This is a genomic window from Ruegeria sp. AL12, assembly GCF_056540885.1.
Genome location: NZ_JBQFXN010000001.1, coordinates 384,173 through 411,102 on the forward strand (window position 1 = coordinate 384,173; position 26,930 = coordinate 411,102).

Genomic DNA, 26,930 nt, shown 5'->3' on the forward strand with positions numbered 1-26,930 from the left:
GGCGCCGCCTGCAAGCAATCGGAGGAAGACATCTCATGAATGCGCTCGTCTCGATGTCGGGAATTGAAAAGTCCTTTGCCGGTGTACCGGCACTCAGCCAGGCCAGCCTTGAGATCGCACCCGGCGAGGTTCATGCGCTGATCGGCCAGAACGGTGCGGGTAAATCGACGATGATCAAGGTTCTGACCGGAGTGTACGACCGGGATGTCGGTGACGTCCATCTGGCCGGTGTGCCAAGCCGCATTTCCACCCCGCGCGAAGCACAGGAATCCGGAATTGCCACGATCTATCAAGAGCTCAACCTTGTGCCTCTGCGGTCCGTGACCGAGAACATCATCATGGGGTACGAGCCCAAACGTCTCGGCTTTCTGGTCGACTGGCGCGAGGGCAACAGGCGCGCACGCGAGGTTCTTGCGCGCTTTGGCATAGATATCGACGTGACCGAGCCGCTGGGAAATTTCTCGACAGCGATCCAGCAGTTGGTTGCGATTGCGCGGGCCGTTTCGCTGGACGCGAAACTGGTCATCATGGACGAACCTACGTCGTCACTGGATGCCAGCGAAGTCGAAGTTCTGTTCGGTGTGGTACGCGAGTTAAAGAAACAGGGCGTTTCCGTCCTGTATGTCTCGCATTTCCTCGATGAGCTGTTCCAGATCTGCGATCGGGTCACTACGATGCGAGACGGGCGCACCGTCAGCACGCGCAACGTCCGGGACACGACCAAACTGGAAATGATCGCGGACATGCTGGGCCGCAACAAGGACGAGATTGCGGCAGACGGGCTGACGGATTTCGCCGGCGCAAAGGCCAAGAAAGGCGATATCGTCTTGCGGGCCGACTCTGTTTCGACAGGCCCGCGGCTGACGCATTTTGACCTCACGCTCCACCGCGGAGAAATCGTTGGGCTGGGCGGGCTTCTGGGCTCGGGTCGGACCGAGGCGGCGCGCGCTTTGTTCGGTGTAGACGGGGCACGCAGCGGCGCAATCGAGCTGCACGGTGCGGTCGGGCAACCGTCCGGTCCGGGTGACGCAATCGCAAACGGGGTTGGCTTTCTGACCGAAGATCGCAAGGCCGAAGGGATCATTCCAGACATGTCCGTGCGCGAGAACATGACGCTGGCCCTGCTGCCGAAACTGGCCAGCCGTGGTCAGATCGACTTTGCCCGCGAGCGCGAGATCGTTCAGGCGTTCATCGACGATCTGGGCATCAAGGCAGCGCATATGGACCAGCCCATTCGCGAGTTGTCCGGCGGCAACCAGCAAAAGGTGCTGCTTGCCCGCTGGCTGGCGACACAGCCCGACATCCTGATACTGGACGAGCCGACCCGAGGCGTGGATGTCGGCGCCAAGCGAGAGATCCAGTCGTTCATTCGGTCTTATGTCGAAAAGGGGTTCGGCGTTGTCCTCATCAGTTCGGAGTTCGAAGAACTGGTGGAAGGCGCCGACCGCATCGTTGTCATGCATGAGGGGCGCTCGGTCAAGGAACTGACAAACCCCGGGATTACCGAGAACATACTGGTGCGCGCGCTTGCGCATCATGAAGAAGGAACTGGTTCATGGACCGCGCAATGAAGTTGCCGCAACGGGTCGCATCGATGCCCTTCCGCTTTCACGGCGGCATCGCCGCGTTGGTCGCCCTGCTGGTGTTCAACGCGTATTTCACCCCCAATTTCCTGCAACTGCAAACTTTGTTCGTAAATATCAGCCAGGTTGCCACGATCGCCATCGTGGCCATGGGTATGACGTTGGTCATCGCCACGGGTGGAATTGATCTGTCGGTTGGCGCGGTCATGGCTCTGGCGGGGGCGCTGGCCCCGCTGATATTTCTGTCGGATCTGGGGACCGCGAATCCAATGCTCGGCGTCACTTTGGCCATTATCCTGCCGCTGTTCATCGCAGGGTTATGCGGGGTATTCAACGGAGTGATGGTTGCCATATTGAACGTTCAGCCCATTGTGGCAACGCTCATTCTCTTCATCTCTGGTCGCGGTATTGCCCAGGTTTTGACGAACGGGAACCTACAGACATTTTCAAACCCTTCATTCAGTTATCTTGGAACCGGAAAAGTGCTTGGCTTGCCGTTTCAAGGCTGGCTGGCGCTGGCCATTGCCTGTGTGCTGTTCTGGGTGATCACCAGAACCACATGGGGCCGTTACCTGCTGGCGATAGGCGGCAATGAACGCGCGGCTTACCTGTCGGGTGGTCCCGTCCGGCGGGTCAAGATCGGGGCCTATGTCATCTGCGCGGTGCTTGCGGGCCTGGCGGGTCTGATCGTGGTTGCGATCAACTCGGCCTCGGATGCTGCGCGCAACGGCAATCTGATGGAACTTGATGCCATCGCGGCCGCGGTTGTCGGCGGGGCTCTTTTACAAGGCGGGCGGGCGCCGATCTTTGGTGCCATACTGGGAGCCGTGATCATCCAGTTAGTCAAATATACATTGCTGGCCAACGGGGTAGAGGACGAAGTTGCACTGATCGCCAAAGCTGTCATCATTATCCTGGCCGTTTGGGTCCAGCAGTTCCGGAGGGCTTGATCGATGTTGGATGAAACGGCTTTTGACCTGCGAAAGTACATTCGGCGCAATTCTGCCTCGGTGACAGTGTGGATCGCACTGCTGGCTTTGATCCTGTTTGGGTTGATGCGCTATGACAACTTTGGCAGCGCCTACAACTTCTCGTCTTTCCTGAATTACAACGCGATGTTCATCGCGATTGCGCTGGGCATGTGTTTTGTGATCATGACCGGCGGAATTGATCTGTCGGTTGGATCCGTGGCGGCCTTTACCTCGGTTGTTGCGGCCTATCTCAGCCCATACGGGATTCAGGTTGCGCTGCCGGGGGCCGTGCTTGCCGGGGTGGGCTTCGGAGCGATTAACGCCTTTTGCATCATCATCCTTCGGATTCCGCCCTTCATCGCCACATTGGCGACCATGCTGGCCGCCAAAGGCGGCGCATTGGTGATTTCGGGCGCCCAGACAATTTCGGTTGATTGGGGGTCAAATTTCACCAAGCTTGGCATGGGGCAGGCGTTCGGCCTGTTTCCATGGGCAATCGTCATCGTGGCCGGACTGACGCTGGCACTTTGGCTGGTGCTGGAAAGAACAACCATCGGGCGGACCGTGTTGGCGATCGGGGGCAGCGAGGATGCCTCGAACCTCATGGGCCTGAAGGTCAATCGCGCCAAGGCTTTTGTCTACCTGCTGTCGGGGGGCTGTGCGGGGCTGGCCGGAGTCTTTCTGGCCTCGGGCTTTGGAGCCGGACAACCCCTTGAGGGCATAGGATGGGAATTGTCGGCCATCGCGTCCGTCGTTGTGGGCGGCACCTTGTTGACAGGTGGGATGGGGTCGATCCCTGCGACCGTGGCCGGAGCGCTTTTGCTGGGTCTGGTGTTCAACGTTCTGAACTTTGAAAACGGTCAGGGGACCATCAGTTTCAGTGCCTATTGGCAGATGGTCATACGTGGAGGCTTTCTTTTTGCGGTCATCCTTTTACAGTCTCGGGTTATTGCCAGGCAGCAGAAGGTCTTGGGTTCGTGAATCGCATAGAAAGTGTTTCAGCGCGGCTGTTCAACGTCCCGCTCGCCGAAGTCCTGGTCGATGCCAAACATGGGGATCACACGTTCTTTCAATTGATCACCGTCACCATTCAAACGACGGATGGGGTCGGGGGGGTTGGGTATACCTATACGGGCGGCAAGGGCGGTCATGCCATTCTGGCGATGATCCAGCATGACCTAGCGCCGTTCCTGGTTGGGCAAGACGTCGAACAGATCGAAAGCCTGTACGATGCCATGCAATGGCATGTGCACTACGTTGCACGGGGCGGGATCGCCTCGTTCGCCATCTCGGCCGTGGATATTGCCCTTTGGGACATTCGTGGCAGAACGCAGAATGCACCACTGTGGCAAATGGCTGGTGGAGCGTCCAAACGGTGCAAGGCCTACGCCGGCGGGATCGACCTGAATTTCTCGTTGGAGAAACTGCTGCGGCAGACCGAAGGCTACCTTGCGCGTGGGTTCAACGCGGTCAAGATCAAGGTTGGGCAACCGGATCTGGCCGACGATCTTGCACGTGCCCGGGCAGTGCGCGAGATGCTGGGGCCGGACCGGTTCTTCATGGTCGATGCGAATTACTCCATGAGCGTCGAGCAGGCCATCGAGGCCGCCCGAGGGTTCGCCGACTGCGATATCCTGTGGTTCGAGGAGCCGACAATTCCAGACGACTATAAAGGCTATGGCCGAATTGCCGAAGCCACGGGCGTTCCCCTTGCCATGGGTGAAAACCTGCACACGATTCACGAATTCGAGTACGCCTTCGAAGACGCAAAGCTGAGTTTCATCCAGCCCGATGCCTCAAACTGTGGCGGGATCACTGGCTGGCTGCGCGTGGCCGCGCTGAGTGCCCAGCACGGCATTCCGGTTTGTAGCCATGGTATGCAGGAGCTGCACGTCAGCCTTGTTTCGGCGCAACCCAATGCGGGTTGGCTGGAAGTACACTCATTCCCGATAGACCAGTACACGACCCGTCCGCTTGTCGTGGAAGACTGCCTGGCCGTGGCCCCGGATACGCCGGGGACCGGAGTGGAATTCGACTGGGACAAACTGAATGCGGAACACAGGGAGATGCATACATGACGACCCAGACGATCTCTGCGGCGTATTATCGGGGCAATAAGAGCTTTGCCGTAGAACAGGCCGCGGCGACAGCTCCGGGCCCCGGCGAGGTCTCCATTCGCGTTGCCTATTGCGGGATTTGCGGGACGGATATGCACGTCTACCACGGCAACATGGATGCCCGCGTCGGCCTGAACCGTGTGATTGGGCATGAGATGTCAGGTGTCGTCGAAGCGGTGGGCGAGGGCGTCGATACGGTCGAACCCGGCCGGAAGGTCGTTGTCCGACCGCTTGATCACTGCGGAGAATGCCCAGCTTGCAAGCGGGGGCATCAGCATATCTGTCAGAATCTCAAGTTTCTCGGCCTCGACACCGATGGCGCGATGCAAGAGATCTGGACTGTTCCGGCCCACACGTTGCACGTTCTGCCGGATGACTTGCGCATGGATCACGCGGCGCTGATCGAGCCGGTCGCCGTTGCCTGCCACGATGTGCGGCTATCCGGCCTGCAACCTGGCGAGGACGTTGTCGTCATCGGCGGCGGCCCGATCGGCATACTGGTTGCCATGGTCGCGCGGGACGCGGGTGGCAATGTCGTGATCTCCGAAGTGAATCCGAACCGTCTGGCGATTGCTGAAAAGCTTGGTTTTGACACGATCAACCCAATCGAAACCGATCTGGTGACGACGATCAACGCGCGCACGGGCGACAAAGGGGCGGATGTGGTTTTCGAGGTATCGGGAACGCAGCCCGGTGTTGATGCGATGACCGCCGTTGCCGCGACGCGGGCCCGGATCGTGATGGTCGCGATCCATGCCCAAAAGCCCCAGATCGACCTGTTCCAATTCTTCTGGCGAGAGCTGCAACTGATCGGTGCTCGGGTCTATGAGCCGGAGGATTACGAGAAAGCCATCGCAGTTGTCGCTTCGGGCGGAGTGGACGCGGACGTTGTGATTACCGACGTCAGTCCTCTGTCAGACATTCAGGCTGCGTTCGAAGCACTGGATCGCAGCCCAACCGCAATGAAAAGCCTGATCGAAGTAGGACCGCGTTCATGAGTGTTTTGCAAAGTTTCGACCTGACGGGAAAGACTGCGCTTGTGACCGGGTGCAAACGCGGCATCGGGCGCGGCATGGCCGAGGCATTGGCATCGGCCGGAGCTGATATCATCGGAGTGTCGGCCTCGCTCGAGCTGTCCGGGTCTGATGTCGAAAAAGCCGTGACGGCGATGGGACGCAATTTCCGGGCTTACCAATGCGACTTCTCGGATCGCGCTGCGCTGCATACGTTTATTGATCAGTTGAGGGCAGACGGACAAGCTATTGATATCCTTGTCAACAATGCCGGCACGATCAAACGCAAACCCGCCGCCGAACACCCGGACGACTGGTGGGACGAAGTGATCGAGGTGAACCTGTCCTCGCAGTTCGTTCTGTCCCGAGAGATCGGCAAGGACATGCTGGCGCGCGGCTCGGGGAAGATCATCTTCACTGCATCGCTGCTGACATTTCAGGGTGGCATCACCGTGCCGGGCTACGCGGCCTCGAAAGGCGGGATTGGACAGCTTACCAAAGCTTTGGCCAACGAATGGGCCGGGCAGGGCGTGAATGTGAATGCGATCGCCCCCGGTTACATCGCGACCGACAATACCCAAGCCCTGCAGGACGATCCGGTCCGGTCGAAGTCGATCCTGGAACGAACACCTCAGGGCCGCTGGGGTACGCCTGGTGATTTTGCCGGACCGGTGGTCTTTCTGGCTTCTGCCGCGTCGGACTACGTCAACGGTGAAATCCTTGTCGTCGACGGGGGCTGGATGGGGCGGTAGCACCGTCAACCCTCCATGGGACCCAAGGCATCAATCCCCGATGTAGTGCACCTTCAATCGGCGGGTTTTAGGTGCCTCGCGATGTTCGAACAGGTACAGGCTTTGCACGCGGCCCAGCGGAAGCTGCCCCTGTTCGACCGGGATCGATACCTGAGTTTGCGTCAACAGCGCCCGCAGATGCGACGGGGCGTTGTCGTCTTCGGTCGGGCGGTGGTGATACTTCCCTGGTGACTTGGGTACGATTTTCTCGAAGAACGTCTCGATATCCTTGACCACTTCGGGATCGGCATTGGCTTGCACCAACAGCGCGGCACCTGTGTGGACGCACCAAAGGGTCAGCAGACCCGAGCCAAATCTATGTTCGGACACCACACGCTGAACAATCCCGCTGATGTCGGTGAGCGATTTGCCGGGCGTTTCAATGGACAGCTCAAAAAACTCTTGCTTCATCCATCAGACCCTTTCCTTGATCTTGCGCGAATGCGCCCAGCTACCCGCACCCCATTCGGCACGCAACCATGAGGCTCAAGTGTATGATTTATAACGTACATTAGCGCTTCATTCATGCAAACAGGCTCTTGAACCTGTCTACACACAGACGAAACCCTTCTTCGAAATTTCCGTTGCCGGGGTGATAAACACTCTCGAAGGAAATGACGCCATCATAGCTGTCGGATCGGAGCGCGCCCGCGATGGGTTGGAACAGAGGCGCAAGCTGACCTTCCCCTATGCGGCGCACTTCCAGCGTTGCCCGCGGTGTGTCGACCTTTACGTCCTTGATGTGAATGTGACCCAGATAACCACCGCGCAACTCTTCATAACCGTCCGGATATGCCAGTTCATGGCACCAGCAGTTGTTTCCGGGGTCCCACAGCACCTTCAAAGCATCTTTTGCGTCCAACTCGTCAATCAGCTTGCGGGCTGTATAGTTGGAGTTGACCAGGGTGCCGTTTCCGGTTTCTACGACTAACGTCACGCCCTCGGCCCTTGCCAGTTCAACCGCTGGCGCGATTAACGGAGGCATCGAGTCCCATACCCCATGTGCTACATTCCACTTTTCGGCGCCGTTTTTTCCCCAGAGTATCTGCTCTTTTCGTTGGGTCATGATCCGAACCAGCGGAGAACCAACAACATGCGCCATGTCGATTACGCGTTTCAAGGCGTCCATGTGCCGAGTGTGCAGGTCGTCACCGGACCTGTTGGCAGCTGTCATCCCGGCAAAGATATGACGCGACAGACAGGACACAGGCTTGCCCCGGTCGCGCAAGAGCGCGTCGATCTCGGCAATTTGCTGCGGGGAGTGGTCCCCGACCTCGGTGTCGCCAACGAACTGAAGCTCTGCATAGTCCAGACCGAATTCGTCCATAACGTCCACGGCATGCCGCAAATCGCGGGAAATGCCGTCGCAAATCACACCTAGTTTCATGTTCAGCCCCCTCAGCGATGCAATTCTGCGCCAACGATCTCTTCGATGACGCGCGTACACACCCAATTGTCGCCGTTCGGGTATTTGGTTTTTCCGGCGTGAAAGATCTGCATTGCGGACGAGGCTGTGTGCATCGGAACACCCAATGCACCGGCCACTGCCAGAGAGATCGTCAGGTCCTTGTGCATGGTTGCGATGTGGCTGCCGGTAGCCTCGAACTTGCGATCAATGATGTTTTCAAGGGCGGTATTCACCACACCGCACCCCGCGCTGGAGGATGAGAACACGTCAAGCAATGCTTGACCGCTGACACCGGCTTTGGCCGCCAGGGCCGCAGCCTCGAATGTGGCGGAAAAGATCGATCCGATCAGGGATTGCAGGCAGGCTTTCACGGTTTGCCCGTCGCCAGCGTTTTCTCCGACTCGATGAATTGTTGCAGACACTGCCTGCATGACTTCGGCGTTTCGGTCCAGCACATCCACAGCACCGGCAGCCATCATCGTCAATGTGCCGTTCTGCGCGCCGGGAAACCCACCTGAGACCGGCGTGTCGATCAGATGTATGCCTGAGCCTTCCATATCCTGCCCGATGGCGCGGGCTTCGGCCGGGGTAATGGTCGCCGACAGGATGACCGTTCCGCCTTTGGCCATGTTCGCAACCAGCCCGTTTTCACCCAGAATGACATCGCGGGCCTGATCTCCGTTCATTACCATGACAAACACACTGGCGGCGTGTCGACCGACCTGTCCCACGCTGTCCTTGGGTCGGCCGCCCATGTCAGCAAATGCCGTCATGCGCGTCTCGCTCAGGTCGAAACCTGATGTTTCGAAGCCATTCTTGATCAGGTTCTTGGCAAGGCCGCTGCCCATGTCGCCAAGACCTATTACGCCTGCAGTATTCATTTGGGCTCCTCCCGATATTTCGCCGTTGCCGTATGGCAGGCGTTTCGAAAAATGATGCCTAATCGCATCGGTTTTCGCGGGAGTTTCACGCGTCTTGAACAGACGTCGGGCGAGTCCGGAAGACACCCCGCTGCCCGTTTACGTACCGTAATTAAACGAAGAATGCGGCGCCCAGGCAAGCATAGAAGTGTTGCGGGCGAAAAGAAACCGCCTGATCCGACGCATTACGAGAACGCCGCCATGATGCCGCGCAGTTCCGCAAGCCCGCGCATACGCCCGATCAACGGATAGCCGGGAGTACTGTGTCCACCCAGATCGCTCAGCAGTTCTTGTCCGTGGTCGGGCCGCATCGGAATTTGCCAGTCGCGACGCCCTTGGGATTTGCGGCGGCGCTGTTCGTTCATCAACTCGCGAATTGTGCCGACCATGTCGGTGTCGCCCTCCAGATGCGGAGCCTCATAGAAATCCGGCTTCTGTCTGTCCGACCCCGCGATGCGTTGGGTATTTCGCAAGTGAACAAAGTGAATCCGGCCGCCATGCCGGCGCACGAAATCCGGCCCATCGAATTCCGGGGAAACACCCAGGGACCCGGTACACAACGTTGCGCCATTCGACGGTATATCGACGGCATCCAAAACGGCGCCGTAGTCATCGGACCTGGACATGATCCGCGGCAGGCCAAGCAACGAGAATGGCGGGTCATCAGGATGGCAGCACAAGCGCAGCCCCAGTTCTTGGGCCACCGGAGCGACCTCGGACAGGAAATCGATGAGGTTTGCGCGCAGCCGGTCACGGTCGATATGCGCATATGTCTGCAACAAAGCGCGCACGTCCTGCACGCTCCACTGATCGTTGGCGCCGGGCAATCCCGCAGTGACATTGTGCTGTAACTGGGCTTTGGATTCATCCAACATGTGCAAGAAGCGATCCTTGGCCGTTTGCTGGACGGCGCTGGAATAGTCTTCGGGCGCGCCCGGACGTTCGAGAATATGTATGTCAAATACAGCAAAGTCGGTCAGGTCGAACAGCATGGCCGTTCCGCCATGCGGCTGCGGGGCGCGAAGGGCGGTGCGCGTCCAATCCAGGATCGGCATGAAGTTGTAGCAAACGACTTTGACGCCACGGGCGGACAGGGCCCGAAGGCTGGATTTGTACGCCTTCAGATGTTCGGCCATGTCTTCGGACTGTGTCTTTATCGCCTCGGAGACGGGCAGGCTTTCGACAACGTCCCAACTGTACCCGGCCGCGGCCAGAACGGCCTGCCGGTCGGCTATGCTTGGTTCATCCCAGGGCTGTCCCGGAGGGATGTGATGCAGCGCGGTGACGATGCCCTGAACCCCGACCTGATGGAGATCGGCCAGGGCGATCGGATCATCGGGTCCGAACCAACGCCAGCATTGTTTCATGGCAGCCATCCTTCATACAGCGGGTGATCAGGCCTGATAGGAAGAGCAACGCGCTGCCCGGTGCGCGCCGCGTGATAAATCGCCGTCACAAGGCCGATGGACGCAGCGCCATCCTTCAACGTAACGGCCGAATTTGCCTCGGACCGCAGCGCCTTGCCGATTTCAGTAAAGAACCCTTCGAACCCCGTTGGTTCGGCAGCGGCGGCTGCAAGGGCCTCGTCGATAGCGGATTGATCCACAGGGTCCCGCGCGACGAATGTCCAGGGCGTTTGACCCGGAGCGTAAGGTTCGGTGCCAGAAGTGGCAGTCACCTTTTCAAAGACGAACCGCAGGCGGGTTTCGTCCGTGGCTGCGCCCAAGGTGATATTGCTTGTGCACAAAGCGCCGGAAGTCATGCCGAAGCAGATTGCGGCGCAGTCTTCGGTCTCGATCGGGTTGACCCGCGTTGTGGTCATCGCAGACACCCAGGCGATATCACCCGCAATATGAGTCAGCAGATCATGGTTGTGGATGGCGTGGCCCAGCACCGCGCCGCCGCGTTCACCCGCCCATGTTCCCCGCCACGGCACCGCGTAATAGTCTGCCCCTCGGGACCAATGGGTTTCAAGCGCGGCAGTTTGGACCGCTCCGGTCAGGCCTGTGCGTTGCAAGTGGCGCAATTGGGCCAGTGACGGTCCCCACCGGTATTGAAAAACCGGAAACACCTCCTTGCCCGCGTCGCGTGCGGCTGCCGTGATCCGATCCACATCCCGCATCGAATTCGCAAGAGGCTTTTCGCAGACAACGTGTTTACCTGCGGCCAGTGCCGCGAGCGTGGATGGTACATGCAGATGCGGCGGTAAGCAGATGTCGATGACATCAATCGCCGGATCATCCAGCGCGTCCTGAATATTGGTCAGTGCTCGAAAATCCGAGTTCTGCCGGATCTGGTCGATCCGGTCCTTATTTTGGTCGACCACGGCGGTTACCCGGAAAGTACGGTCAAGCCGTTCCAGTGCGCTCAGATGTTGCGCACCGATACCTGCGCCAAGGATCGCAACGTTGATCATCTGCGTTCCGCCATTTCCTGCGCGTACAGTGCCAGTTCCATGACCGTAAAGCAGTGGGTCTGCGACATCGCAGTTTCGGTCCGGTTGCGAATGTCATCGGCCAGGCGCGCAAAGTATGGAAGGCCGGCGTCGGATGCGTCGATCTTTTGGCAGGTTTCACCATTGACGAGGATCAGATGATCTGTCCCCGGTGCTCCACCCACATCGACGTATTTCCGCAACTCGATAAATCCTTCGGTGCCCAGGATCGTCAGACGACCATCCCCCCAGTTCGGCAAGGCCTCCGGCGTGAACCAGTCAACCCTGATGTACCCGGTGCCATCCTCACTGCGCAGATTGACCTCGCCGAAATCCTGCAGTCCGGGATCTTGAGGGTTTGCATAGTTCGCCACATAGGCGTTCGTGATTTCTGCGGTTTTCGAACCCGTGTAGTGCAGGAACTGATCAATCTGATGAGAGGCGATGTCGGTCAGAATGCCGCCATAGCGGTCACGCTGAAAAAACCATTCTGGCCGGGTCGCCCGGTTCAATCGGTGTGGGCCAAGTCCGACCGTCTGGATCACGCGCCCGATGGCACCGGCCTCGACCAACTCGGTCGCCCGGGTGCTGACGGGCGTTTCGAACCGTTCGGAGAAGTTCACCGACCAGATGCGACCGGTGTCCGCGACCGTTTGCTTGATTTGCTCGAGTTGTTCGAACGTCGTGCAGCCCGGCTTGTCGCTCATGACATCCATGCCATTCTGCATGGCGCGGATCGTCAACGCGGCCCTATCTGCCGGTATTGCCGAAATCAGCGCGAGATCCGCCCCGCAGGTCAGGGCGTCTTCCAGTCGGGCCAGCCGCGGAATATCGGGAAACCTTTTGACGTAGCCCACCAGCGTTTCCGGATCGCCTTGTGTCCAATAGCCAACGCAGTCCACGCCGATTTTGCGCATGTTTTCTGTCATGCCATAGATATGGCGGTGGTCCAGGCCAAGGGCGACGCAGGTCAGGCTCATGAGATGACCCGTGTTTTCTGGCCGGTTTGATTGGCGATCTGCATCGCGTCTATGACCGCGTGTGTCAAAAGGGCGCTGCGTCCGGTGGCCATGGGCAGCGTTCCACTGGAAACGGCCTTGGCAAAATCCTCGATGACCGTCTGATGCCACGCATGCGTGAACGCCATGGGATCGGCCCCTCCGCCTGTGGCGGCGGTTTCGCCAATGGTGGATTTATGACCGTCGAAAGTGGTCAGGGTCAGGACACCTGACTCCAGATGCGCCTTGGCGCGCGTGCCCTGGATGGTGATTGATTCAGCGGCCCCGGGGAATTCGGCGGTGGTTGCCATCAACGTGCCCACCGCGCCGCTGTACATTTCAAAGACGGCACCTGCCCAATCCTCGGCCTCGAGATCGTGTAGTGGAGTTTTTCTCATCACGGCCTGAATGTCCGAGATCGGCCCTAGCATCCACATCGCTAAGTCAAGCGTGTGGATTGCCTGCGAGATCATGACGCCGCCACCGTCGCGTGCATATGTGCCGCGACCCGGTTCGTCATAGTAGGTTTGATCGCGCCACCAGGGGACACGGATTTCGACCGTGGCGATCGGGCCCAACTCGTCCTGTTCGATGGCTGCTTTCAGCGCCTGCGAGGCGGCGCGGGCGCGGTGCTGAAAGACGATGCCCAGCGGCACGCCTAACACCTCGCACTGCTCGACAATGGCTGTCGCGGCGTCCAGCGTTCTTTCGATGGGTTTTTCAATCAGGATCGGTTTCGAAGCGGTCGAAAGAACCCGCACCAACTCTGTGCGCTGATCGGGCGGGGTTGCGATGATCGCAAAGTCAACGTTTGGGTCGTTTGCAATTTCCTCGACCGAGCCGAATGCGCGGGTATCGTTTCGCCGCGCGAACTCAGCTGTTTTTTCAGGATTGTGCCCGAGGACGCCGGCAAGACTGAGGCCTTGTTCCGATGCCCGAATGGCGGCGACATGCGTGCCAGAAACCATCCCCAAACCAATCAACGCTATATTCATTCAATCCCCCGGATCACCCGGTCAGTCTGCGGGTTCGAACGGGAAAGATGCAACCATTAAAAACTGTGTTAACAATTGCGGGCGGCAGTATCGGAGGCAGAATTGACTGGCAATTTGAATGGGATGGCAGAAGACCTGTATCTGTGCATCAAAGACCTGCCGATCGTGTCTCCGCATGGTCACTGCGATCCGGGGTGGTTTGCAACCGATGCGCCGTTTCCCAACCCGGCAGAGCTGTTGGTGGTTCCTGACCACTACGTCTTCCGTATGCTTTATTCGCAGGGCGTTCCCTTGTCCGAACTTGGCGTTGGGGAAGAGGGGCGAAAGAAGGATCCTCGCGCCGTGTTCCGCGCCTTTGCCGAGCACTGGCATCTGTTTCTGGGAACGCCATCCCGGATCTGGATGAACTACGTTCTGCATGAAACGCTGGGCGTGTCTGACGAGTTGTCTTCGCGCACGGCTGATCTGATCTATGAAAAGATCTCAGAAAAGCTCGCGCAACCCGAATTTCGCCCGAGGGCTTTGTTCGACAGGTTTGGGATCGAGGTTCTGGCCACCACGGATTCCGCTCTCGACGGCCTCGTGGAGCATCAGGAGATCCGTGCAAGCGGTTGGGGCGGGCGGGTTGTTCCGACGTTCCGCCCAGACGGGGTTTTGGATGGGGCGGATCCGGAGTTCGTACAGAACCTGAACAAGTTGGCCGAGCTGACAGGCTGCGATCTGGACAGCTATGATGGCTATCTCGATGCGCTCCGGATGCGGCGGGCTTATTTCATCCAGCTTGGTTGTACCGCCACAGACCACGGTATCGAACGCGTACAGACTGAGTGGCTGGAGGACCCGGATGCGCTGTACCAGCGGCTGAGACGGCGGGAAGGGACCGAACAGGACGCGCACCGGTTCTATGGGCATATGCTGATCGAAATGGCACAGATGTCTGTCGATGATGGTCTTACCATGCAGATACATGCTGGGAGCAAGCGCAACACGAACCCCGCTGTAATGCGGGACTTCGGACGGGATAAGGGGGCCGACATTCCAATAGCGATGGACTGGGTCACGGGCCTTGAGGCACTGTTGAACCGGGTCGGAAACACGGCGGAACTGCGCATCATTCTGTTTACACTGGACGAAAGCACCTATGCCCGTGAACTGGCCCCGATGGCGGGACATTGGCCATGCCTTCGGATAGGGCCGCCTTGGTGGTTCCATGACAGCCCAGCCGGGATTGCGCGGTATTTCGATCAGGTTGTTGAAACGGCCGGATATTTCAATTTGGCCGGATTCAATGACGACACGCGAGCCTTTCTGTCCATTCCTGCACGACACGACCTTTGGCGGCGGGGCGTAGCGATTCATCTGGCCGGGCAGGTTGCGCGCGGTTACTTCAGTCGGGACAGTGCCGAGCATCTTGCGCGGTTGCTGGCGGTTGATCTGGCGAAACAGGTTTACGGGTTGCAAAGCTAAATGGGTACAATTCTTCATTTCGGCCTTGGAAACTTTGCCCGGGCGCATTTGCTGGACTACACCGATCAAGCGGGCGGATGGGACGTTGTCGGCGTCAGCCTGCGTTCATCCTCGGTTCGGGATGGATTGGCCCGTCAGGGTTTCGAGTACGACCTGTGCGTACAGGGGCAGGGCGTCCGGCGCATCAAGGCTCTGCGGGACGTTCTGGTCGCGCCCGAGGATCGTGCAGCGGTATTAGACGCGATGGCGGATGCCGAAATTATCTCGGCAACCGTGACCGAGAAAGGTTATCATTTGGACTCCTCGGGCAAGCTGAACCTCCAGGACTCGGCGATTGCCGCCGATCTGGCGGGGCAAGGGCCTGCGACGCTGATCGGGTTTCTGGCTTTTGGCCTTGCGGAACGGCGCAAGCCAGTGACGGTGCTGAGTTGCGACAACCGCATGGAAAACGGAAAAACGCTCGAGATGGCCGTTTCCGATTTTGCGAATGCAGCCGGTCTGGACGTCAATTGGGATGCCGTTCGCTTTCCCAACGCGATGGTCGACCGGATCACCCCGGCCACTACGGACGCCGTTCGCGCAATCTGCGGCGATCCTATGGCCGTACCGACCGAAGCGTTCTCGGAGTGGGTGATTGAAGACAATTTCGCCGGTCCGCACCCGGAATGGCCTGGCGTGCAACTGGTCGATGATGTGGCACCGCACGAGATGCGAAAGCTGCGCATGTTGAACGGTGCCCATTCCCTGTTGGCTTATGCAGGTTTGGAGCGGGGCCTGACCTACGTTCACGAAGCGGTTCGAGACCCGGTCTTGCGCCCGCTGGTTTCCGGGTTGATGAAGGATGCGGGTGCAACGCTGCCCGCTGCGCTGCAAGCGCAGGTCATGGACTATGCCGAGGCTCTGTTGCGCCGGTTTGAAAACCCCGAGCTGGCGCACCGTTTGGACCAAATAGCGATGGATGGCAGCCAAAAGCTGTCCTATCGGTTTATTCCCACACTCCGTGAAACCGGGTCTCAGGCGGTGATCGCGGGGGTGCGGGCCTGGATTTCCTATTGCACGTCCGAGACCGCCAAGGGCAGGGCGCTGAATGATCCTTGCGCGTCGGAGATTGACGCGGCGGTAAAGCAGCAAGATCCGCTAGTGCCGCTTTTGCGTCTTGTCGGCGCCGAAGACCTCGCGCCACTTATCCGGGAATGATGGCGCCGCGGAACTGAACAACGGTGGATGCCAGATTGTGTCCAGCCATCAGGGCCTCGGCCTGTGATTTCCCGGTCAGCAAGGCCGCGAGGTACCCACCGTTGAAACTGTCGCCCGCTGCTGTGGTATCCAGTACGCTCTTGGCAGGTTCATAGGTTTGTTCAATGTTCTGACCGATGGACAGAGGGCCATTCTCTCCGCGTTTCAACGCACCGATGCCGTGATGGACGGCAAAGCGTGCTGCCACCTGATCCGCGCTTTCCCCGAACAGTGCCATCTCGTCGTCGATGGATGGCAGGGCAATGTCCGCACGCCGCCAAAGCCGTTGGTTGATCTGCCGGGCGTATTCAACGCTGTCCCAAAGACGCGGACGAAAGTTGCTGTCATAGACCAACCGGACGGAAGAGCCTTCGAGCCAGTCCAGAAGCGCAAGCCGAACCGCATGCGGAAGAATGGCCACGGAAATACCTGACAAGTACAGCACGTCATAACCGTTCAACGAGCTGAAATCGTGATCGGCAAAAAGCTGGCGGGCGGCCGCCTCACTGCGCCAATAGGTAAAGCTGCGTTCACCGTCCGCGGATGTCGTGATTGCGTATAATCCAGGAGAGGCGTTCGGAATGATGCGGATGCCGGATGTCCCGATGCGATGGCTGTCGATGAAGTCCGCGATGCGCCCCGAAAACGGGTCGTCACCCAGACATGTCACATACTCCACCTGCATGTCAGGCGCTGCGCGGCGCATGTAGATGGCTGTGTTCAGCGTATCCCCCGCGACGCCGACCTGTGCGCCGGTTTCCAGCATGGACAATTCGATCATTGCTTCGCCGATGCAGGCAATTCGCGTCATTTCTTTTCTCTTTTCCAGATGATTAGCCCGGCGACCATGATCAGCGCAGCTCCTGCCAACGTGAATGCATCCGGTACCGTGTTAAAGAACAGATAACCCCAAATCGCAACATAGACTAGGAACGAATAGGTGAATGGCATCAACTGGTTGGCCGTTCCGAATCGATGCGCGTTCGTCAGAAGTTGATGTCCGCACCATCCGAAGACGCCAAGGCCGATCAGGACAATCAGGCTCCAGGTGTTTTCCGGCTGGACCCAGAACCAGAGGGCGAAGGGCAACAGAACCACAGTCCCGGTAAGTCCGAGGTAGAATTGCATGGTGTCCACGGCAACAACTCCGGACAGCCTGCGCGTCATGATCGAGTACAGGGCCAACGCGGTGGCGTTGTAGACGATCAGCAGCATGGTTGGATGAAAGGCCGAACCAAACGGCCGCACGACAACCAACACCCCCAGAAAACCGAGGATGATGGCCGCCCAACGCCATGGGCCCACGCTTTCTTTCAATACAAAGACGGACAGAAAACACACGATGACCGGGCTGGAAAACATGATTGCCGATACGACGGTCAGAGGCAAAAACCGCAGGGCATAGAAATTAAAAACGGTCGCCGAGATCAGCAACAAGGCCCGGCTTATGACTTGCCATGGATGGTCCGTTTTGAACCGGCCGGCCTCAATCCCACCTTTGGCGATCACGCCCACCGAGATCATGAAGTGCCCCGCATAGCGCATGAACGCCAACTGAAATGCCGGCACGCCGGCCAACGCCAACCACTTGGCCCCAAGGTCCACCAGCGAAAAGAACAGCCACGCCATCAGCATCAGCACGATGCCAAGGCGCGGCAGGTCCGCAGTGGGGTTGGCGGTGACGCCCATCGATCAGGTGTTGAAACGCTTGACGTAGTAGTCAACCATCTGGCTGACCATGTCATCCGCCTGACCGTGGTCGCGCGCGTCGTTCAGCGCCGAAAGCGCCCCCTGCGACATCACACTTTTAACGCCGGCCTCGCGCGCCATTCGATCATAGTAACCAAGGTCTTTTGCAGCGTTCTTGATGGCAAAGGCCAGCTGGTTTGGGTCATTCTCGACACCGTAGGCCTTCACGAAATCCATCATTCCGGAATGCAGCGGCCCTGCGGCCATTACGTCATACAGCTGCTTGCGGTCAACACCGGTGATGTCGGCCATGGCAAAGGCTTCGGCCATCGCGTTCGCGACCGTCATGCCGAAGAAGTTGTTGATCAGTTTGATCGTGTGTCCCGATCCGACCGGGCCAAGGTAAAAGACGTTCTCGCCCAGGTCCTTTAGTGTCGGCTCGGCCTTGTCGAAGGCAGCCTTGTCGCCGGACGTCATGATGTTGAGCTTGCCTTCCAGCGCGTGCGAGGGCGTCCGGCCAAGCGGCGCATCAAGATAGCTTCCGCCGGCTGCTGCAACCTCCTCGGCCAAGGCGCGTGTACTGCCCGGAAGCGAGGTGCCAAAGTCGATGACGATCGCCCCGGGCTTCAGTCCCGCGGTCACTCCATCAGCACCGCGCATACGGCCTTCGACCTGTTCAGAGGTTCCCATGCACAGCATCACGATGTCGCTGGCCTGAGCCAGCTCCCGGGCGTTTTGCGCCTCGCGGGCGCCCCGGTCAATGGCGGCGTCCAGATGTGTGCGGTCTCGGTTTCCCAGCACGGTGACCGAGTATCCCTGGTCCAACAGCCGGCTCACCATGGCTCCGCCCATGAGACCCAGGCCGATAAACCCGATTGATGGTTTGCTCATTGGTTTCCCTTTCCGTGAATGTGTCTGGTTTTCATTCTTGTGTCTGGCGTGTGCGGTTTCGCGGTTTGGATGCTAATTCGCCGCGGAGGACAATCGCTGGTTCTTGAGTGGCAGGTATATTGCCGGACCGCATGTACATCAGGCCGGCGCCCGCATTCGAGCTGATCGCGCCTTAAGCTCCATTTCGATCCTTGATGTGACTTCGAGCGTCCGGGCCGCATCCTCGACGTCGATCAGTGGAGACGCGCCGTCGATCACGTCAAGAAAGTGATCCAGTTGCGCCTCCAGCGGTGCGCGTTGCTGTTCCGTTCGTGTAAGTTGGTTTTTTTGGGCCGCAGTGCTCCAATCATTTCCGCGCCACAGGGTCATGGAGGGAAAACTGACAGCGCCGCTGGTTCCCGTGATCCACATCATGTCCTGGTGGGTCGTGCCGATGTTCGGATTTTCGCCGGTTCCGGCTTCAAACCCCCAGGGACTGGGCGCGGTGTCAGCAAAGCTGATGGCGCCCGTCGCGCCGTTTTCGAACGCAATCGCGACCGCGCCGCTTTCTATCCGATCCGATCCGCGGATCGACGCGCCGGGCAGGGCGACGACATCCGAGATTTCTCCGATCACATAGCGCAGAACATCGATATCATGCACCAGGTTGATCATGACCGGGCTGCCATCCGAAGTCCGCCAGTTCTGTTCAAAATAGCTCTCGGGTTTACGCATGGCCCACAACAACGAGACGTTGATGACTTGTCCGATCGTACCGTTCTCGATCACTTTTTTCAGGTGCTGCAAGGTGCTGTGATACCGCCGGTGGTGGCCGACCAGGCTTCGGACATTGGCCTCGCTAACGGCCGTCTTAAGGCGCAGGGCATCTTCGACCGACGCGGCAACCGGCTTTTCGATCAGCATGTGCCAACCGCGGGATGCGGCCAGAATGCCATGTTCGGCATGCAGGCGGGTCGGCGTCGCGATGATGACACCATCCACCGGGTCCCGCACCTCGTCCATACCGGCAAAACGCGGCGCGCCGATCTGGATCGAGCCGTCTGGATCGGCCAACCCGACCAACGTGCAGCCGGGATGCTCGATCACGGCGCGGACGTGGCGGATACCTATCAACCCGCCGCCGGCTACAAGGATCCGTTTCACATCACCGCTCCGATCTGCCAGGGAACGAACTCGTAATCACCCAAGCCCTGCGCCTCGGACTTGGTTCGCTCGCCCGAGGCGACTTGGAGCAGTCGTCGGTATATTTCCTGTCCTTTTTCTTCGACGCTGACGCCTTTGGTCAGGATGTCGCCTGCATCCACGTCCATGTCTTCGGGCATGCGCGCTGCCAATTCCGAATTGGTGGCGATTTTAAGCGTGGGCGCCGGTTTCGATCCAAATGCAGAGCCGCGCCCCGTGGTGAAGCACACAAGGTTGCACCCAGCCGCGATCTGGCCTGTCACCGAGGCTGGGTCATATCCGGGGCTGTCCATAAAGGTGAAGCCCTTTGCGGTGATGGGTTCGGCGTATTTGAACACACCGGTCAAAGGGCTGGTTCCGCCCTTCGCCGCCGCCCCCAGCGATTTCTCAAGGATGGTCGTCAAACCCCCTTGTTTGTTGCCGGGGCTTGGGTTGTTGTCCATCGAACCGTGATTGCGGGCGGTGTAGTCCTGCCACCAATCGATCAGTCCGATCAGCCTTTCCCCGGTTGCGCGATCAAGGGCACGGCGGGTCAAAAGGTGTTCGGCTCCGTAAATTTCGGGCGTCTCCGCCAAGACACCCGTGCCGCCTTGGGCGACCAACAGATCGCAGGCGCGTCCAAGCGCCGGGTTCGCGGTCACTCCGGACCAGGCGTCCGATCCACCGCATTGCAGCGCAACCATCAATTCGGACGCAGGGGCTTCGCTGCGCCGTGCCTCATTGGCAATGGGAAGCATCTGATTAATCTTGGTAATGCCCATTTCCACGGTCCGGCGCAGTCCGGCGATGTTCTGGATGTTCATCGTCTGGAAAGTGGGGCTCTGTTTCAACCCATATGCATTCAACAGCCAGTCGATCTGGTTCATCTCGCAGCCCAGACCGACCATCAGAACGGCAGCGTGATTGGGATGTTTGGCAAACCCCCACATGACCCGTTGGAGAGCTTCGAAACCGTCGCCTGAATCGGCCATTCCGCAGCCCGTTCCGTGGACAAAGGCCACCACGCCGTCGACATTTGGATACTCGGCCAGCTTGTCCGGCGTGAAGTGATTGGCGATCATGCGAGCCGCCGTCGCCGAACAGTTCACGGTGGTCAGAACCGCGATGTAATTCCGCGTACCGACCCGACCGTTGCCCCGATGGTAGCCCATGAATGTATCGACCGAGGCGGCGGGTCTCATAGGCCTGTGATCAGTCGCATACTCGTAGTCCACGCTGGTGTTGCGGAACTCGACATTGTGGGTATGCACATGATCGCCGGGGTGGATCATTTGGGTCGCGTAACCGATGATCTGGGCATATTTTCTCACCGGATCGCCCGGTACAATCATCTGCGTGGCGACCTTGTGGCCTGAGGGGATGCGCGCATTGGTCGTGACATCCTCGACCACACTGCCGGCCCCCAGCAGCCGAGTTGCAACCACCACGCTATCCGTTCGATCTAAACGTACAAAAGTCATAATCAGCTTTCCTGGCAGCCGAATCTAAGCGCAAAAGGGCGAGTCCGATGTCCACCGGTGAATATCTATGTGCGGCTGCCCGGACAGCCTTGCCCGCGCCGCCTCCCAATTTGACTTGCAGACACGCCAATCCCGCAGCTCGGTTTCGGGGCGCGATCTGGACCTCGCGATGAAGCTGGGGAAATGATCTCGACCGGTGGGTTGGCCTGCTGCACTGAAGCGGATGTCGAACGACCAGCGGAACCGGTCCGTTTCATTGACCAGCGACGCATGTGGCGTCAGAGGGTGAAACAGGATGATCCCGCCCGCCTTGACAGGCAGGGGCAGGGCGCGGTCTTCGTCAATGAACCCGTCGGCTATGCCTGTCTGCGTCCGCGCACAATGCGGCAGGATAGATTGGTCCTGTGCCATTGGCAGCACTTGCAGGCAGCCGTTTTCGACCGTTGCATCGTTGACGGCGATCCAAACCGTGACCATGTCGGTCTGGTCCGCATCCTCCAACGCAACTGCCCGGTCCTGATGCCAGTCCGTTGCGGTGATATGCGCCCGCACCTCGTCCTTGGACAGCTTGAGGGCAGGGGGCTTCAGCCGAACATGCTGGATCGGATTGCTGACCAACTCTGACCCGATCAACTGCTCGACGATGTCCAGCATGGGTTGGGCCGTCAGCAAGTCGAACACGGCGGGCCCAATATGGAAAGGTGTGTCCGCCATGATCCGGTCGCCGGGCAATGAGATGTCCAGCGGCTGGAAATAGTCGCAACCGGCCTGATAGGCGGACAGGAGTTTGTCCCAGAAGGACATTCCGGACGGCTCGTCCTTGACCAGCCCTTTATCGTACCAACCGTCATATAGCCGGTTCAGGACATCCGAGTATTCGGACTGCACCCGATCCAGGACATCGCCGGGAATTACATCCTCGACCACGAGGTATCCATCGGTCTGGAACTTGCCAATCTGATCTTGTGTCAGCATGTGTGCGACCTCACAAAAGCAGCGCGATGATGCCCGGCCAGATCAGAAGAACGGAAAGCGCCAGCAACTGGATCCCGATGAATGGCAGGAAGCCGCGGAAGATATCCGTCAGGCTGATATGCGGCGGGGCCACCGACTTAAGATAGAACGCAGCCGGGCCGAACGGGGGGGACAGGAAGCTGACCTGCATGTTCATACAGAACACGACGCCAAACCAGATCGCGACATGACTCGGTTGCAACTCGCCAATGAGACCGATTTCCTCGATAGGAAGGCGCAGGACGATCGGCAGAAAGACCGGAATGATTAGCAACACGATGCCGACCCAATCCATGAACGCGCCCATGAACAGCAGGATCAGCATCATTACCAGAATGACCAGCATGGTCGGCAGGTCTTGCCCGACGATCAGGTCGGCCACGTATTGGGGTCCGCCGGCAATGGTGTAGGCACCCGCCAGCGCGGCGGCCCCGATGGTGACCCATATGATGGTGCCTGTGGATTTGAGCGTCCGCATCAAGCTGTCCCAAACCAGCTCGAACGATCCTTCGCCCCGCAGGATGGCGATGATTAGAACGGCGAAGGCGCCCATGCCTGCAGCCTCGGTGATGCCGGTGATCCCGCCATAGATCGAGCCGAGTACGACGCCGATGACGACCAGCGGCGCGACGAGACCTTTGCCCATTTCCCACCCGATTTTGGCGCGCTGTCTGCCAAAGACGAAGAAGATCAGCAGTAGCGCGATGATCGTGATGCCGGCAAACCAGGGCAGGTAGTCAGCCGTACCCAGCCGTGCGGGCTCGCCCTGGCTGGCAGCGTTCGAGCCGGAAAGCTCGAAAAACGCGGCCCGGATAAAAAGAACAGTAGAAAACCCAGCGACGACGATGCTCATGAAGGCCGCAAACAGTTTGCGCTTTTCGGCCGGTTCGGGGTCGCTCGGGTCCGGCTCCGGCAGCGGCGCGTGGTGAGGATTCAGCCGCGTGCGAATGATGATGTACAGGATGATCATCGAGGCCAGCATGAAGCCGGGAATGAAAGATGCGGTGAACAGCGACTTGATCGAGGTTTCGGTGATCAGCCCATAGATGATCAGAACGATCGAAGGCGGGATCATTGTACCCAGCGACCCCGAGGCGCAGATGACGCCGATCGCGAGGTTCTGATCATAACCGAGGCGCAGCATCTGGGGCAGGGCGATCAGGCCCAGCAGGACAACCTCACCGCCGATGATGCCGGACATGGCCGCCATGATCACTGCCATGATCGAAGTCACGATCGCGATACCGCCCCGTGTTCTGGACAGCCAGACATTCAGCGACGAATACATGTCGCGCGCGATCCCGGACCGCTCTAGCAGCGACGCCATGAAGATAAACAATGGCACGGATATAAGCACGTAGTCCGTTAAGAGCCCGTATATTTTTTGCGCCAGGATGTAGAGCGGCCCAGTGCCTGGCCGCCCGGTGAGAATCCCGTCGCCGAATGAAAACGGGTTCAAAAGGAGTGTCGGTTCGAACTTCAGGACAAGAACCAGAACCGCAAGCGAAGCCGAGGCCAGACCCAGGGGCATCCCGATCGCCAGGAGAATGATCAGGGCGACCATCAGGATGAGTGAGATTGTTCCAATATCCATCAGTCTTGTCCCACCGCCCGTTTGATCATTTCAATTTCGTCCTCGTCCGGTTCATCTGTGTGGATTTCCGGTTCTTTGTTCCAATCCGCGACCAAGTTCAAAATTGCCTGCATTGCGACAAGCGTAATCACGATCAGTACCATCGGCTGCAACGTCGCCGGGATCGGAGGATTGAAGGCGGAGCCGTAAAGCTCCCATTTATAGAGCTTGTTGACGAACACCTGTTTGTAACTGCCGTAGACCAGAAAGAAGGCAAACAGGACGATCAGTATTGTTGAAACCGTGTCAAAAACGCGCTGAAGCCAACGTGGAACTGCGTCGTAAAGCAGGAATATTCGTATGTGACTGCGTTGCTGCATGGCGTAGTAGCCAGACATCAAAAACACAAAGCTGGCGAACCAAAGTGTCATTTCGTTGGCCCACTCGGTCGGCTTCTCAAGGATATAGCGCATGAAGACTTCGTAGAGCATGACGACAGTCATGATTGCGATCATCATCATCGTAACTCGGCCGATGAACAGGGCGAAACGATCCATAACCGTCGAGCCTTCGAACTCCATCGTCGCCGGGCGCACGGTCTTTGTACCAATCACTGCAAGAAACGGCAGAAGGACGAGCGCAGCCACGTCGATGATGTCGACAAACCCCCCGAACACACCAGGCAATTCGGGCGTGACGTCGCTGCGTAGATATATTTCCGTTACCTGACTTTTGAGGGATTCAGAGGTGTAAGGCAGCCAATCCAACAGGAATGCTGGAAGATGCCAAACAAGCCAACTGGCAGTCGCGACGAAGGCCAACGGTATGAGCCATTCAATTGGTCCGCCTGAATTCTTGTGCATCGCGTAACCCTCGTCCCTATCCTTCGATCCTGTAATGATCGATAAAGTCTCGATCCGGCTCGACACCCAGTCCGGGGCCAGTCGGGATCATGACACGGCCATTATTGGCCTTGACCTGATTTTGAATTTCCAGCGGTACGGTCAGCAGATCGTCCCGAAACTTGTTGTCCGTTGTGTCGAACTCCAGCATCGGCTCCCAAGGATGCAAACCGCCTGGAATTGCTGGCATGGCCGCCAGTAGGTGCAGATTAGTTGCGACGGCGATGGCGCTGCCCCAGACGTGATTTACGACCGGAGTGAAATGTGCGTGGCATAGGGCCAGTACCCTGAGATACTCTGAAACACCGCCCAAAGCGCATACTTCTGGCTGTGCTATGTCTATACCTCGATTTTCAAGAAGACTGCGCCAGGCCCAGCGATTGAATACCGCCTCTCCGCCCGAGATGTTGACTTTAAGCGAAGCGCGCAATTCTCGGTATCCTTCCATGTCTTCTGGCGCGACGGGTTCTTCGAACCAATATGCGTCCAGTTCTTCCAGCGCCCGACCGACAAAAAACGCGTCCGAAGTCGTATAGGCATGGTTCGCATCGACCATAAAAGGAAAGTCGTCACCAACTCCGCGTCGAACTGCTTCGCACAGTTTCACATCAGGCTTCGGGCCAAAGCCCGTTTTCATTTTGGTGGCGGTAAATCCCATTGCCTTGATCTTAGCGGCTTCATCCTCAAAACGGCTGGCCAGATGAGAAATCGGTTCATCCCGGAGCATCATTCCGTAGCCGTAGCAAGGAACGCTTTTGCGATGCGCGCCCCCGACAAGTTTATGGAGGGGGAGGCCAGAGATTTTTCCGGTGATGTCCCAAAGTGCGATGTCCACCCCGGACAAAGCCTGTATTGGCATTCCGCCTTGGCCATGGTCTCGCAAAAGGTTGTACACCTTGTGCCAGATCACGTCTTTGTCCAAGGGGTCCAAGCCGAGGACCATTGGTTGGATTACCTTTTCGACGATGGACTTGTTGGCTATGGCTACGTTTCCGGGACCAAAGCACTCGCCCCAACCGGTTACCCCTTCATCTGTCTGAATCTCGACCAGATGGGTTGTGCGCCTGTCATAATACTGTTGCGAGTAGCCCAGAACTTCCGGCATGTCGTACTGCAGTACATGACTTATAATTCTGGTAATTTTCATGAAGTTCTGAACCCTGGCGCAGATGCGGAGAGGCCGCTGATGCGGCCTTTCCGAGTGTCCTAATGCGGTCGAAGCCTGATTACTGCATTGCGCCCAGGTCACGCAGGAAGTTGATGTGGCTTTCCAAAAGCGCCTGTGCCTCGGGAGTCGTTGCGAACTCAGTCCAACCAACCTGAACGGCCGCGCGATACGCTGCCAGGTCTTCAGGCGACCATTCGTACAACTGAACACCTTTTGCCTTCAGGTCTTTTGCAGTCTGAGCGTTCTGCACTTCATTGATTGTCGCATTGTGCAATGCCAGGCTATCCATTGCGACTTCCATGATCTTCTTGTGGTGCGCAGGCATCGCTTCCCAGACGTCTTTGCGACAGGCTAGGTGATCTGCGGGCATCGAGTGGAAACCGGGATAGTTTGTATGACCTGCGATCTCGTACAGACCGAGGCCCACGTTGTTAGTCAGGTTCGCAGCATCCGCACCGTCAATGATGCCGGTTTCCAAAGCCGTAAAGATTTCGTTGAAGTCCATCACGATCGGAGAAGCCCCAAGTTCCGCGAACACTTTGGTTGCAAGGCCCGGAGGCGAGCGGAATTTCCAATCCTTGAAGTCTTCCACTTTTGCAATCGGCTTGGTCGAAGAAAGCGACTCCGGCCCGGGAATCCACCATCCGATGAACTCCATGTCGTAGCCGTTGTATAGATCGTTTACAGCTTCTCTTCCGCCGCCATGAAGAAGCCAAGCCATTTGCTGGTATGGGTTCTGATATCCGCCGAGCAGGTCACCCGCAAACTGGAAGGCCGGGTTTTTCCCGGTCTGATAGCCGCCGCCCGTCATGTCGCAATCCAGAATTCCCGTAGCTGCGGCATCGAAGGTTTCAACTGATTTGACCACCGAAGAGGAATAGAACATTTCAACTTCGATTTCGCCGTTCGACATTTCCTGAATGTCTTCAACGAATTTTGCAGCCATCTGGCCAGACAGAGTTTCGGGCGAAAAATGGGTTTGAATTCTAAGCTTCGTTGTTTCGGCCATCGCGAAACCGGCTGCCATTGTCGTGGCTACGGCCGCCACGGCCGCTGTCTTGACTATTTTCATATTGTCCTCCCAGACGTTGTGCGTTGCGCGGTGTGGAAGATCTTGC

General features: G+C 58.3%; 24 protein-coding genes and 1 pseudogene. 8 read left to right on the top strand and 17 right to left on the bottom strand.

All coding sequences use genetic code 11. The features are described from left to right. Positions 1-35 precede the first annotated feature (35 nt). From ACR0C6_RS01940 to ACR0C6_RS01965, 6 genes are read left to right on the top strand one after another with little or no spacing between them, the layout of a single operon-like run. Entirely contained in the window at positions 36-1,571 is a 1,536-nt protein-coding gene (locus ACR0C6_RS01940) for a sugar ABC transporter ATP-binding protein (protein ID WP_254705297.1), read from the top strand. Then, positions 1,556-2,533, top strand: a complete 978-nt coding sequence (locus ACR0C6_RS01945) for an ABC transporter permease (protein ID WP_480618070.1) — start codon at positions 1,556-1,558, stop codon at positions 2,531-2,533. Before ACR0C6_RS01940 ends, ACR0C6_RS01945 begins: the two co-directional genes overlap by 16 nt. Positions 2,534-2,536: 3 nt before the next feature. Continuing rightward, positions 2,537-3,535, top strand: a complete 999-nt coding sequence (locus ACR0C6_RS01950; RefSeq protein WP_480618071.1) for an ABC transporter permease — start codon at positions 2,537-2,539, stop codon at positions 3,533-3,535. Then, a complete protein-coding gene (locus ACR0C6_RS01955; RefSeq protein WP_480445620.1) occupies positions 3,532-4,632 on the top strand; it encodes a mandelate racemase/muconate lactonizing enzyme family protein in 1,101 nt (366 codons plus the stop codon). The genes ACR0C6_RS01950 and ACR0C6_RS01955 overlap by 4 nt, the downstream gene beginning before the upstream one ends. Continuing rightward, positions 4,629-5,669: a zinc-dependent alcohol dehydrogenase gene (locus ACR0C6_RS01960; protein ID WP_480445618.1), complete on the top strand. Its 1,041-nt coding sequence runs from the start codon at positions 4,629-4,631 to the stop codon at positions 5,667-5,669. Before ACR0C6_RS01955 ends, ACR0C6_RS01960 begins: the two co-directional genes overlap by 4 nt. Further along, positions 5,666-6,436: an SDR family oxidoreductase gene (locus ACR0C6_RS01965; protein ID WP_480445616.1), complete on the top strand. Its 771-nt coding sequence runs from the start codon at positions 5,666-5,668 to the stop codon at positions 6,434-6,436. Before ACR0C6_RS01960 ends, ACR0C6_RS01965 begins: the two co-directional genes overlap by 4 nt. Before the next feature lie 30 nt (positions 6,437-6,466). On the opposite strand, the gene ACR0C6_RS01970 is transcribed toward ACR0C6_RS01965, so the two are convergent. The 7 genes from ACR0C6_RS01970 to ACR0C6_RS02000 form a co-directional block, all read right to left on the bottom strand. Continuing rightward, a complete protein-coding gene (locus tag ACR0C6_RS01970; RefSeq protein WP_480445614.1) occupies positions 6,467-6,886 on the bottom strand; it encodes a secondary thiamine-phosphate synthase enzyme YjbQ in 420 nt (139 codons plus the stop codon). Positions 6,887-6,998: 112 nt separating this feature from the next. Further along, positions 6,999-7,862 (bottom strand): sugar phosphate isomerase/epimerase family protein, encoded by an 864-nt coding sequence (locus tag ACR0C6_RS01975; RefSeq protein WP_480445612.1) that lies wholly within the window; start codon positions 7,860-7,862, stop codon positions 6,999-7,001. A gap of 11 nt (positions 7,863-7,873) precedes the next feature. Then, positions 7,874-8,764: an NAD(P)-dependent oxidoreductase gene (locus ACR0C6_RS01980; protein ID WP_480618072.1), complete on the bottom strand. Its 891-nt coding sequence runs from the start codon at positions 8,762-8,764 to the stop codon at positions 7,874-7,876. Positions 8,765-8,988: 224 nt separating this feature from the next. Continuing rightward, positions 8,989-10,170, bottom strand: a complete 1,182-nt coding sequence (gene uxuA, locus ACR0C6_RS01985) for a mannonate dehydratase (RefSeq protein WP_480445608.1) — start codon at positions 10,168-10,170, stop codon at positions 8,989-8,991. Further along, entirely contained in the window at positions 10,167-11,219 is a 1,053-nt protein-coding gene (locus ACR0C6_RS01990; RefSeq protein WP_480445607.1) for a Gfo/Idh/MocA family protein, read from the bottom strand. Before ACR0C6_RS01990 ends, uxuA begins: the two co-directional genes overlap by 4 nt. Further along, positions 11,216-12,217, bottom strand: coding sequence for a Gfo/Idh/MocA family protein (locus ACR0C6_RS01995; RefSeq protein WP_480618073.1), 1,002 nt, complete (start codon positions 12,215-12,217; stop codon positions 11,216-11,218). The genes ACR0C6_RS01990 and ACR0C6_RS01995 overlap by 4 nt, the downstream gene beginning before the upstream one ends. Then, a complete protein-coding gene (locus tag ACR0C6_RS02000; RefSeq protein ID WP_480618074.1) occupies positions 12,214-13,230 on the bottom strand; it encodes a Gfo/Idh/MocA family protein in 1,017 nt (338 codons plus the stop codon). The genes ACR0C6_RS01995 and ACR0C6_RS02000 overlap by 4 nt, the downstream gene beginning before the upstream one ends. Positions 13,231-13,353: 123 nt before the next feature. Here ACR0C6_RS02000 and uxaC point away from each other — a divergent pair, with 123 nt between their 5' ends. Both uxaC and ACR0C6_RS02010 read left to right on the top strand, forming a co-directional pair. Beyond that, the gene (uxaC, locus tag ACR0C6_RS02005) at positions 13,354-14,697 is read left to right on the top strand and encodes a glucuronate isomerase (RefSeq protein ID WP_480618075.1); all 1,344 of its coding nucleotides are present in this window, start codon (positions 13,354-13,356) and stop codon (positions 14,695-14,697) included. Beyond that, the gene (locus tag ACR0C6_RS02010; RefSeq protein ID WP_480618076.1) at positions 14,698-15,894 is read left to right on the top strand and encodes a mannitol dehydrogenase family protein; all 1,197 of its coding nucleotides are present in this window, start codon (positions 14,698-14,700) and stop codon (positions 15,892-15,894) included. It abuts the gene before it with no gap. On the opposite strand, the gene ACR0C6_RS02015 is transcribed toward ACR0C6_RS02010, so the two are convergent. From ACR0C6_RS02015 to ACR0C6_RS02060, 10 genes and pseudogenes are all read right to left on the bottom strand, one after another. Beyond that, the gene (locus ACR0C6_RS02015) at positions 15,881-16,744 is read right to left on the bottom strand and encodes a sugar kinase (protein WP_480618078.1); all 864 of its coding nucleotides are present in this window, start codon (positions 16,742-16,744) and stop codon (positions 15,881-15,883) included. The genes ACR0C6_RS02010 and ACR0C6_RS02015 overlap by 14 nt on opposite strands. Next, on the bottom strand, positions 16,741-17,622 hold the full coding sequence (locus tag ACR0C6_RS02020) for a DMT family transporter (RefSeq protein ID WP_480618080.1): 882 nt from the start codon (positions 17,620-17,622) through the stop codon (positions 16,741-16,743). Before ACR0C6_RS02020 ends, ACR0C6_RS02015 begins: the two co-directional genes overlap by 4 nt. Before the next feature lie 3 nt (positions 17,623-17,625). Continuing rightward, a pseudogene (locus tag ACR0C6_RS02025) lies at positions 17,626-18,549 on the bottom strand (NAD(P)-dependent oxidoreductase); the annotation flags it as partial. A 102-nt stretch (positions 18,550-18,651) separates the two neighbouring features. Next, positions 18,652-19,656: a Gfo/Idh/MocA family protein gene (locus tag ACR0C6_RS02030; protein WP_480618081.1), complete on the bottom strand. Its 1,005-nt coding sequence runs from the start codon at positions 19,654-19,656 to the stop codon at positions 18,652-18,654. Continuing rightward, on the bottom strand, positions 19,653-21,155 hold the full coding sequence (locus ACR0C6_RS02035; RefSeq protein ID WP_480445592.1) for a UxaA family hydrolase: 1,503 nt from the start codon (positions 21,153-21,155) through the stop codon (positions 19,653-19,655). The genes ACR0C6_RS02030 and ACR0C6_RS02035 overlap by 4 nt, the downstream gene beginning before the upstream one ends. Positions 21,156-21,179: 24 nt before the next feature. Then, the gene (locus ACR0C6_RS02040) at positions 21,180-22,130 is read right to left on the bottom strand and encodes a phytanoyl-CoA dioxygenase family protein (RefSeq protein WP_480445590.1); all 951 of its coding nucleotides are present in this window, start codon (positions 22,128-22,130) and stop codon (positions 21,180-21,182) included. Between the two features lie 10 nt (positions 22,131-22,140). Continuing rightward, positions 22,141-23,763, bottom strand: a complete 1,623-nt coding sequence (locus ACR0C6_RS02045) for a TRAP transporter large permease (RefSeq protein ID WP_171227998.1) — start codon at positions 23,761-23,763, stop codon at positions 22,141-22,143. Continuing rightward, positions 23,763-24,605: a TRAP transporter small permease subunit gene (locus ACR0C6_RS02050; protein WP_174829330.1), complete on the bottom strand. Its 843-nt coding sequence runs from the start codon at positions 24,603-24,605 to the stop codon at positions 23,763-23,765. Before ACR0C6_RS02050 ends, ACR0C6_RS02045 begins: the two co-directional genes overlap by 1 nt. Positions 24,606-24,621: 16 nt before the next feature. Continuing rightward, complete coding sequence (locus ACR0C6_RS02055; protein WP_171228346.1) at positions 24,622-25,791, bottom strand: mandelate racemase/muconate lactonizing enzyme family protein; 1,170 nt, start codon at positions 25,789-25,791, stop codon at positions 24,622-24,624. Positions 25,792-25,870: 79 nt separating this feature from the next. Continuing rightward, on the bottom strand, positions 25,871-26,884 hold the full coding sequence (locus ACR0C6_RS02060; protein WP_152458529.1) for a TRAP transporter substrate-binding protein: 1,014 nt from the start codon (positions 26,882-26,884) through the stop codon (positions 25,871-25,873). Positions 26,885-26,930 lie beyond the last annotated feature (46 nt).